Below are 10811 nucleotides of genomic sequence, written 5' to 3'. Positions count from 1 at the left end.
GGACGGTCGTAATGGCGATTAGGACGGTCGTAATGGGAAAGAGGACCGTTTTCATGGCAAAAAAGCACCTGAATTTCCTTGAGATATTTGGAACGTCGTCCGTTTTGTTTTCAAATAATCGATTCTCCGGGAGTTAAGGTTTATCACTTTGCCGGCGTTTCCGTCTTTCGGTAATCAAATTGTACGCTTTTTGGGATAACCTCAGCACCTCATTCCGTCCGGTGTCAGCCGGAATGGTTAAAACCGTGAAAAGAGTCAATCCAAAATCGATCGAAATTTCAGACGAAATAGAAAAATAGCCTGAGAAGGGGGTTATTGTATTATCCCCTATAAAGATAGTACTTTTTCTGAGAGTTTTTAGGGGTATAACCCTAAAAACTCTCTCTATAATAGAAGTTCTTGCCTGTTCCTTTTTTTTCAACCCAGAGGTCGCATGAAACTGATGTGTTTTTTCGTACTCTTTATGTTTTCTTGTTATATATGCCTTGGTATTTCGTAAAATGCGTATATTTGTTTGAATGATTTTAAACAAAGATGTGATGAGAAAAAAACTTTTCCTGTTTGTTTTCTTGCTTTGTGTATGTCTGTGCCGGGCTGATACTGCCACCGGAAGGAATAAATATATTTTTTTGATGCGTACCGCCATGTCAAGCAATGATATAGCCGATTGGAATGCGACAGTTGATGATGCGGTCCTACGGTGTGATACCCCGGCAATTTGCCAATCGCGGTTAAACCGGATGCAGTGTCTTTTCAACTTCTATTCCGCTGATTCGGCGATTGCCGAGGCTCGGGAGTGCCTTCCTTTTATATTGGAGGCAAAGCAATACAGTTTTTATTTTTCCGCTTACAGTACTTATATATCCGGACTGTTTAAGCTAAGACGGTTTGACGAAGCCAAAGAAGAGGCTGTCGTTATGTACGAGACGGCTCAACGGATCAATCAGCCGGTAGGTATGGTTATGGCTTTGCAGGTGCAGGGAAGCATGTATTATAAATTAGGTCTATACGGACAGGCGCTCATGGTCCTTGAAAAGGGACTTGCGATATGTCCTTCTTACGAGAACGGCAAGAACCAAGTCCTCTATGTATCGGCTGTGCTATATGAATGGTTATTTATGACGGTTTTGAAAATGGATGATGTGGAGGGGATAATCCGCTATGCCGGAGATTATGCCACCCTTGTGAAGTGGAGGGAAGAACATGAGAAACCGGATCCTACCGGCCATTATCCCGTTACGGCCCGCGCCTTTTTGGCTTTGTCTCTTTTGAAGGACGGACAGGTGCAAGAGGCAAAACGTCTGTTGGATGAGGCTGCTTCTTTTATCTATCCCCAGATTCCGGCAAACGCTTATGAGCATTTTTACGAAGCCCGTTGTGCCTTGCGGCAAGCGGAAGGAGATTATCGGGGGGCGATTGAGGATATGGATATTTTGTTGGCGGCACATAAAGGCGACCTTTCTTTTTATATGGACGACCTGTTGAGGAAAGCTGAACTGTTGGCCTATTCCGACGAACCCCAGTCTTGTGCACCGTTCTACCAAACCTATATACAGATGAAAGACTCGGTAAACAGTTTGAATATCAACGCAAGGATAGATCAACTACATACGCTTTTCGAGGTAGACCGGCTGAACAGGGAGAAGCGAAATGCCCGGATCTGGATGATTTGCGCCTTTACCGGTTGTTTATTACTGGTTTTACTGCTATCCGGCTATATCGTCTATTCCCGGCGATTGAAAGCGAAAAACCGGATACTTTACCGTCGTATCCAGGAAAAGCTTCAACGGGAAAACAAAGCGGCCGAAACGATCCGGCAGATTCCGGAGGGTGATCTTTCCCGGGAATTACGCTTATTCATAAGCCTGAACGAATTGCTGGAAAATGAAAAACTTTTTACCTCTCCGTCCCTCAATAGGGATGAACTGGCGAAACGCTTGGGAACCAACCGTACCTATTTGATGGAGGCCGTACGTGCTTATGGCGGCAACATGACGGTCGGGGAGTTTCTCAATGATTTCCGCTTGAAACATGCCGCCGGCTTACTTACCCAACCCTCCGGCCTTTCAATCGACCGGATCTGTTATGATTCGGGATTTGCCTCCCGTTCGGTTTTTTATCGTCTTTTCAGGCAAAGCTATGGCATGTCGCCTACCGAATACAGAAAACTTTCGGAAGAAAATAAGGAAGGTTAAATATTTAAACATCAGTCTTTTGCTTTATACGGACAAAAGTTTTGCGCCACACGGACACCTGTTAAGGTAAATATTTACACATTTAGGACAAACTTAGTAAATCCTAATATTTGTATGTGTATGAAGACAAACTGCTTTTATCTGTTACTCTTTCTTTTTGTCCTGTCCGGTTGCTCGGATCGTGATGTTATAACACCCGAAACACCTCCGACTTCCGGGGACGTTTATGAGGGTCCGCAAGACCAGGTCACTTTCTCGAATGAGACGGAGGATTTCTCGTACGGCGAACTCACTTTTTATTTCAAGACACCCGACGGTAGCATCATCCATAGGAATGCCAAGCACCAGCGGTTTTCCGGTGTCTCTCATTTTTCAATGGAAAGAGGTTTGAAAGAGGGTAAATATCTACTGCTGTATCTCGAATATACAGTAAAATCGGAATGCCCGGATATTAACGGGTTAAAACGGAAATTTGGCTTATGTTGTAAATTGAATGTGACGAAAGAAGGTATCCAGTTGGAAAGCACATACGCCGGCAATGCTAAACTATTCGGCAGTGGAACCCAGGACGATCCGTATCTGATCAGCAGCTCTGAGGATCTGACTAAAATCAGATATGCTATCCAGAATGGCGTGATTACTTCGTCTTCCTGCTTCTCTCAGGTGCACGATATTAATATGGATGACTATAACAATCAGTGTGGTTGGGAAGGCAATTGGTACCAGATAGGACAGAGCAGTACTCATCCGTTTACCGGCTATTATTTCGGAAATGGATATAAAATCCTGAATCTAACCATGTCTGACCAGAATAAAGTCGGTGCCAGCTTGTTCGGATACATAGACAAGGCAGCTATCATGGACCTGGAGATATATCACGCCAATATCACCGGTCTTAGCGCCGTGTCGGCCATAGCCGGCGCGGTCGTTACATCGGGAAGTGGACGCGATGCCTCCTTTATAAAAGGATGTAAGGTGACTACGTCAGTGATAGCAGGCCGCCAGAAAGATGGTCTGGCCGTTGGTGGAATTGTCGGTTGTGTAGATCCTGATGTGAAGCTGTGGATAGATTCCTGTAGTGTAGAAACGACCTACTTGTCCGGCGCTATCGCTGTAGGCGGTATCCTGGGAGGCGCCAACCTGAGATCGGCCACGCAAATTACAAACTCGCACAACTCGAATGGCACTGTTGATGCTTTATATACAAATGCCGGTGGAATAGTCGGTTATGCAGACTCTTTGTATGTCTATCTTTGTACTAACAGTTCGAGTGTTACAGGTTATAAGGTAGAAAATGGTAAACCGGCTGGTGTTCCTTCTACCTCTCTTCTTAACCTCGGTACAGGAGGTATTGTGGGCGGAAGCGGGATCAGTACGATTATTACCTGCAGCAACGAAGGAAAGGTGTCTGGTTATAGAGGGGTCGGAGGAATCCTGGGCAGCACATTAGTGTCAGTCAATCCGGAGGCCAGCTATAACAATACGTTCATCGGATATTGCTCTAACAAGGGAACAGTCAAAGGTGATAGCTATGTCGGAGGTCTGTGTGGCGAGGCACAATTAGCTGTGTATAAATCGTATAATGATGGAGCTGTCGAGGCTGCGAATGAATATGCCGGAGGTGTAATAGGGATGACCCCGTTGTCTACGATTTCCAACTCGGTCAACTTTGCGCCTGTATCTGCATCCGGCTATGCCGGTGGAATGAGCGGCACGATGATGACTGGTTCCCTGGCTTTGGATGTAAACATGGGACCGGTGTCTGTCAAGGGGAGCCATGTCGGAGGTATGATCGGTATCGGTGGAAGTTGTCTGGCTGTGAACTATTGTGCCAACTTTGCCAATCTCTCCGGAAATACGCGTCTCGGCGGCATCATCGGAGAAGTCGGAGATAAAAGGGTGTGGACTACGAGGGATAAAATTTCTGCCATATTTGCATCTGCTGAGTTTTTAGTCTCGGTCGCAGGTATTATACCTATTCCCGGTTTTGTCGGGAAAAGCGGAAAGGCTATTATCGAGGCAGTATTCACCACACACGATATTGTGATGACAGCCGTCAATTATTTTACCCTGGAGCACGAATTTAAGCATCTGCTCGACCCCATAGAACGGAAAGTCTTTTCAAACACGCTAAGCGGGTTAATGGCTATGGGAATGGAGACGCTGGAGTCGGATATGGACCAATTGCTGGTCAGTAGACTCTCGGTTTCTTTTAAGGATAAAGATCTGCGGAGAGATGAGATGATCAACGCATTTATGAAAAACAGGGCCGATGTTGTAAAATGGTATGAAACAGGTTCCAACCACGAGATCTACCGTGATGCCATGAATTACAAAAGAGATGAGCGCTACGAACATCTCTTGAAGCGGAAACAGGTCGAATCGATTGCCCATTCCCTGGTGGATGGCGTATGTTTCTATGCCGGAACAGTTGCAATGGTGGTGGGGATGGTTGCCACGCCTGCAACCGGTGGGCTCAGCCTGGTGCTCTCGGCGGCGGGAGTTGTTATTAGCGGAGTCGGGTATGCCAATTCGATGATCGCCCTGGCAGATGATTTTGCCGAGAATGCAGTGGTGGTCACCCAATGTGTCAGCTTCGGAAACATGAACGTTACCAGTTCAGAAAAGTATAACGGCGGCCTTGTCGGAGAACTGGCGCAAAACTGCCTTGTCTCGGATTGTCTGAATGGCAGTGACGGCCATGTGGGCGGGGCGCTTGTCGGACATCCGGAGAGAGTCGCCAAGCTGAAGAACTGCTTGAATGTCGGTTACGGTTGGCCCAATATGGCTTATACAGACGCTTTGGGTAGCCGATATGAAAATCTTTATTATTGGAATGGCTCATCCTCTAATTATTATGACGAGACTATATTTTATGGATTGAAATTGGATCAGTTGAATAATAAAAAAAGTTATAGCGGTTGGGATTTCAGCGTACGTTGGTCGTTACCTGATACAAACATCGGCAGTTTCCCTGTTCCCTACCAGTCTGAGATGCAATATGAGAAACCTAAACAATAAAAACAATCGTATATGAGAACGACAAATAAGCCTGTATGGCATTTCTATTTATATTTGATAATCCTGTTGGTTGCCGGAGGTTGTTCCGATGATGATATCCAGCGTAACAGTTTCGGGTCTACACTGACGGAATCAGGCGATCATCTGATTAGTTCCTTTACTTTGCCCGAAGGTAAGACGGAGTTTGTTGATGACGACGGAATCATCTATTTCCAACTCCGGTCTTTGAGCGACAATAGTCAGCTTGATTTTGAAGGGCGGTTGAAGCGTACCTCCGGTCTCCTTTCGTGCGACCTTTTTATCCCTCATGGCCAGGCTATTGTCGATGGAGACTATGTCGTCTGGATACGGAAAGAGGCCGATGGAGACATCTATCCGCAATGTTATCGCCTGACATTTCAAGACCACATGGTCTGCGGCGTACAAAGCTCCCTGCATCAATACGACCAATTGGTAGGAGAGGGTACCGATACGAATCCATACTTGATTTCCTCTACCGAAGATTTCGCCTATTTGATGCGACAGCTTCTCATGTATGACAGTGACTACGGTAAAGGACAATATTTTAAACAGATATGTAATATCGATGCGCCTGTTACCGAATGCCTTTACCAGGGAAACGGTTATAAAAGCGCACCGTTTGCCGGGATATACGATGGTGGCGAAAATAAGATAAGCCCCCTGCGGTACACCGGGACAAATAATAGTGAGAAAGATTCTTATGTCGGTCTCTTTTCTGCTCTTTATGACGGTGCAGTCATACGAAACCTGAGTATTGGGGACGCGCATATACAGAAGCCTGCCTCCAAATGCGGTTTGCTGGCAGGAGCAGCACAAGGAAATGTCCGCATTGAAAATGTAACAGTGAGCGGGGAAATAACTACAGGGGGAGAAATGATCGGAGGTCTGATCGGCTATGCCGAAGGAACTGGGAATACACCGGGTAATCTTACGATTCAAGACGTTAAGGTTGATGTCGGCTTTGTAGGATGCGGTCCTTATACGGGAGGCCTGATCGGCTGGGCGGAAAATGTCCACATGAACGTAAAAAACATTGGATCTAATTATCCGTTCGGTTCCCTTGAAGGTGGAGAGCATTCGGGTGGTTTAATCGGTAAATTATATGGTAGAATAGACGCGGATAGTATTCGGTTTGCGCATTCCACAGATGATAGGGATATGGTGATTGTCTCCGGAAAAAGCTTTACGGGCGGCCTGATCGGGGAACTTTTTATGACTGGCTCATGCTCTTTAAAAAATGTAACGATTAATTATCCGATCAGCGGAACTTCCGAAGTGGGTGGCCTGGCCGGGAAGGTTGTCTCTGATGGTGCAGCCCCCTATACGTTGGCGATAGACTCGTATCAGTTGCCTTTAGGGAGTCTTATGGTCAAAGGAAATGGTTACGTTGGCGGGCTAATCGGGTCTTTGAATCCTCCCGATGGCGGAGGCATCACCTTGCAATTTGCCGGGAACTCATTATTAACATCTAATATAGAGGTGGCAGGTGATTATGGCGGAGGCGTTTTAGGGCGTGTCTATAATACGAATATAGAGTTTCAAACTTCATCTACCCTGACAATAGACATAGGGCATATAAATGCGACGTCTCGGGGAGGCGGTTTTGCAGGTTATATGGAATCTTGCGGGACGGTCAATCTCGGTAATGTCCGAATGAGCGGCTACACGGAAGTTAATGCTTTGGAATACGCCGGTGGTTTCGCCGGATCCCTTCTGACTACAACTCTCCAGGGAACGTACAAGCCGGTGTTCAGCCGGACCGATGTGGTTGTCAATAACTCCGACAAGGCATTCTTTTCAGGGAAAGTGAATAGCGGAGCCCTGTATTCGGGAGCTAAATATGTCGGAGGCCTGGTCGGATGGGCTGAAAAATCCAGAATCAACGGCATCTATGTCACCCCTACTGTCATCGGTGTGAACTATGTGGGAGGAATTGCCGGATATATCGTTGATACGCCTGTCGGGGATTGTGCAAGTAAATGCGGGGTGTTCAATGGCACAGGTTCAGGTTCCGAGGCCTTGGGAGGACTCATCGGGTATTTGTGCAGCGATTGGGCAGAATGTGGCTACGAGAATCTGATCAACTACTCTTCAGCTGTGATAAGCGGCGGAACGAATGTCGGCGGGATAATCGGCCATGTGGAAAGTAAGGGTACCGGTGTCGTGATAAAGTTGACGAATGCTGTGAATCTTGGAGATGTGTCGGTGAACATGACGGGCGGCGGTATTGTCGGATGGTGTTCAGGGAACGGTTCGTTTGAAATTTATAATGCTGCCAACTATGGGACCATTAAGGGAATACTCGGGGATAAATCTTCCGGATTGGGCGGTATTGCCGGTACGTGCGCCTATCGTACAACAGTCTATAACTCGGTGAATCATGGGACCGTTATGACCGGAAGCGACGCCGGATACATGGGCGTAGGCGGCTTGGTCGGCTATTTTAGTGGTGGAAACGGGATGCATATCCGGTATTGCTGTAACAGGGGGACAGTCGATTTTCCGAAGTCGAAGGAAGATTACGGTTGCGTGGGTGGTATTTTAGGCAAAGTGGAAGGTGCTAAAAAAGACGACGACAATCATATCCTGGATTGCTATAATGCCGGCGAAATTAAGGGCCAGCAAGGAGGGGCATCTACGACGAGTGGCGATCATCGAGGCGGCATTGCCGGCTCCCTGGGTTCAAACAGTCGTTGCTACCGGGCTGTCAATACGGGTAATGTCGAGAAAGGAAACGGAGCTGTCGGGACAACCGATCTCGTAACAAGGGATCTGACACACCTTTATATTCGCAACGGAAGTGGAAAAAATTGGGAGTCTTCGATTGTCAGCGATGCCGACAAAGGTAAGCAAGATCTATATTCGGGATTTGATTTTAAAGGAATAAACGGTCCGGACTATAAGCCGGTGTGGAGCTTGGATGATGCCTCTGTAAACAGTGGTTTTCCATATCTGCATCCGGATAGGTGTTACTTCCAGGTTGCGGAATATAAGGAATAGTAACAATGGCACGCGTTTAGCATGAGTACCTGACCATGAGGGATATGGTGGGATAACCAGCTTTGCATAAAGTGTCAAGAAAATAGACAGCAGTGTCAAATAATTAGACACTGCTGTCTATTTTCTTTTTATTTATCTGATTGATTATTTGATTGTTATGTTGTTTGGCATATTATTTGCTGCTTTTCATAAAATAACCAATCATATGAAGATATGAAGACTTTGTTATATAACTTTTCCGGCGTATTCCGTCGGTTTAGGTTACCGACAGCCTTGAACTTGATAGGTATGTCCGTAGCCTTTGCTGTGTTTTTGATTCTGATGATGCAGATGACGTATGAGTGGGGGTTCGACCGTTTTCATAAACATGCCGATTGCCTTTACAGACTTGAAATTACGCATGAGGATTATGGAGGGCAGGCTTGCCTGAACCGTCCGTTGATAGATGCTTTCGTGGCTTCTTCCCCGCATATAGTGAAGGGGGCGCTTTTGAATGGCTTTGTCGATAAACAGTATGTGATGGTTGAGCATGACGGAAACCGGGAGTCTTTCCTCGAGACCTTATATCCTGTCTCTGCAGACTATGCCGATGTGTTCGAGCTTACAATGGTCGAAGGAGACCGGTCGGCTCTGTCCGTTCCCGGCCAGGCGCTGATATCGCAGGGGATGGCCCAGAAGTTTTTCGGCTCATCTTCCGCATTGGGACAACAATTGGAGGGAGAGGGCTGGACGGTTGTCGTTGGCGGCGTCTATAAGGATCTTCCGGAAAATTCCATTGTGCGGAATGCTATTTACAGGAAAATATCCGATCAGGAAGGGGCAGGACAATGGGGAATGAATAATTACGAGTGTTACCTCCGTCTGGATGATCCGGCTTCCGCTGCCGGATTGGTTAGCAATTTCAAACGATATTTCCGGCATGACCAGTTGAACTGGGAAGAAATGGACTTGCGCCTTGTCTCCCTGCATGAGGTTTATTTTCAGACAGACAGCCATTTCGATACACAAAAACAGAAAGGCAGCTATACCTTGTTGCGCTTGCTGTTGGGGATCGCTTTCCTGATCGTCATGATTGCTGCGATCAATTTTACCAACTTCAGCAATGCACAGGTCCCGATGCGGGTGAGAAGCATTAATACGCAAAAGGTATTGGGCGGGGGTGTCGGAATCATCCGCCTTTCTTTGGTCTTGGAGGCGGTAGGGATTTGCCTGGTTGCATACCTGTTGTCTTTGTTTTATATCTATGGCCTGTCGCGAAGTTCGTTTGCCGATATTGTGGTCGGCGGGCTTTCGTTGGAGGGTAGGTTGCCTTTGATCCTCTGTACGGGAGGATTTGTCGTTGTGATCGGGGTGTTGGCCAGTTACTGGCCTGCCCGGTACATCACCTCTTTTCCGCCGGCATTGGTGTTGAAAGGTAATTACGGCCTGTCTCCGAAGGGAAAGAAGTTGAGGAACTGTCTGGTCTGTTTGCAGTATATCGTTTCTTTTGTCCTGATCATCGGAGCTTTGTTTGTGAACCTGCAAAACCGGTATATGCTCCATCTGCCGCTCGGATTTGACAAGGAGCAGGTGGTTGTCGTCGGAAATTTGACGAACGAATTGAAGAAGCAGCCGGAGCTGATCAAGCAAAAATTAGGAGGAATGCCGGATGTCGAGTCTGTCTCTATGGTCTCGCACCTGATTGGCGCAACGGATAACTATACGCGCATGGGACGCACTCGCAACGGCGAAGAGATACAGTTTTTGTTGGTTCAGGCAGATCCCTCGATCCTGGATGTTTTGGGAATCAAGCCGGTTGCCGGAAGGAATTTCCAGGCAGAGGATGCGTCGGGTGACGGCACGTATATCTTTAATGAGATGGCACGCAAGCAATTTGAACTCGAACCGGGGGATATCCTGTCTCTGGATTGGGGCGATTTTCATGCACGGGAACAGATTGCCGGATTTATGCCGGACCTGAAATATAATTCTTTCAAAAGCATAACGGAACCTTTTGGCTTTTTTGTCGGAAAGAATACTTATCTGTCCAAGGTGATGATCCGTACTCACACCGGTGTCGATTATACCGATTTGAAGACGGCTCTTACGGGTGTTTTACATGATATAGACCCGAATTACCTGCCGGAAATCAGTCTGTTCGATGAAGTTCAGGACTATCTCTATGAAAAAGAACTGCGGGTAGGACGCCAGATCACCTTCTTCAGCTTGGTGACGGTGTTGATCTCGCTGATCGGAGTTTTCGGGGTTGTAATGCTTGAAAGTGAATATAAACGGAAAGAAGTTGGCATTCGGAAGGTTTTTGGTGCAACGATTGGCGAACTGTTACGTCTCTTTAATAAGACGTATTTGCAAATCGCGACAGCCTGTTTTGTGGTTGCCGTTCCGGTCGCCTATTATGCGATCATCCGTTGGCAGGAAAGTTTTATTTATAAAGTAAGTCTTTCATGGTGGATTTTCGTACTGGCTTTCTTGTCGGTGACGACCATTACTTTATTAACTGTCTCTATCCAGAACTGGCGCGTGGCAAATGCGAACCCGGTTGACAGTCTTAAAAGTGAATAAATAACAAATCGA

At 46.7% G+C, this 10811-nt stretch carries 4 protein-coding genes; all 4 read left to right on the top strand.

Annotated features, from left to right (window positions below; genetic code table 11):
• Positions 1-539 precede the first annotated feature (539 nt).
• The 4 genes from DWW90_RS01175 to DWW90_RS01160 all read left to right on the top strand — a co-directional run bounded on the left by DWW90_RS01175 (position 540) and on the right by DWW90_RS01160 (position 10799).
• Complete coding sequence (locus DWW90_RS01175) at positions 540-2195, top strand: helix-turn-helix domain-containing protein (protein ID WP_122343734.1); 1656 nt, start codon at positions 540-542, stop codon at positions 2193-2195.
• Between the two features lie 120 nt (positions 2196-2315).
• Positions 2316-5216 (top strand): peptidase M26, encoded by a 2901-nt coding sequence (locus tag DWW90_RS01170; protein ID WP_122343679.1) that lies wholly within the window; start codon positions 2316-2318, stop codon positions 5214-5216.
• Positions 5217-5228: 12 nt separating this feature from the next.
• Positions 5229-8237 carry a hypothetical protein gene (locus DWW90_RS01165; protein ID WP_147382387.1) on the top strand — a complete coding sequence of 1003 codons (3009 nt, stop codon included), beginning with the start codon at positions 5229-5231 and terminating at the stop codon, positions 8235-8237.
• Positions 8238-8450: 213 nt separating this feature from the next.
• Complete coding sequence (locus tag DWW90_RS01160) at positions 8451-10799, top strand: ABC transporter permease (protein WP_122343677.1); 2349 nt, start codon at positions 8451-8453, stop codon at positions 10797-10799.
• Positions 10800-10811: the final 12 nt, after the last annotated feature.

The sequence above is a fragment of the Parabacteroides sp. AF17-28 genome, from assembly GCF_003479205.1.
GTDB classification, from domain to species: Bacteria; Bacteroidota; Bacteroidia; order Bacteroidales; family Tannerellaceae; genus Parabacteroides; species Parabacteroides acidifaciens.
The sequence above is the reverse complement of the archived record's forward strand: the minus strand, read 5'-3'. Positions and strand labels throughout refer to the sequence as shown.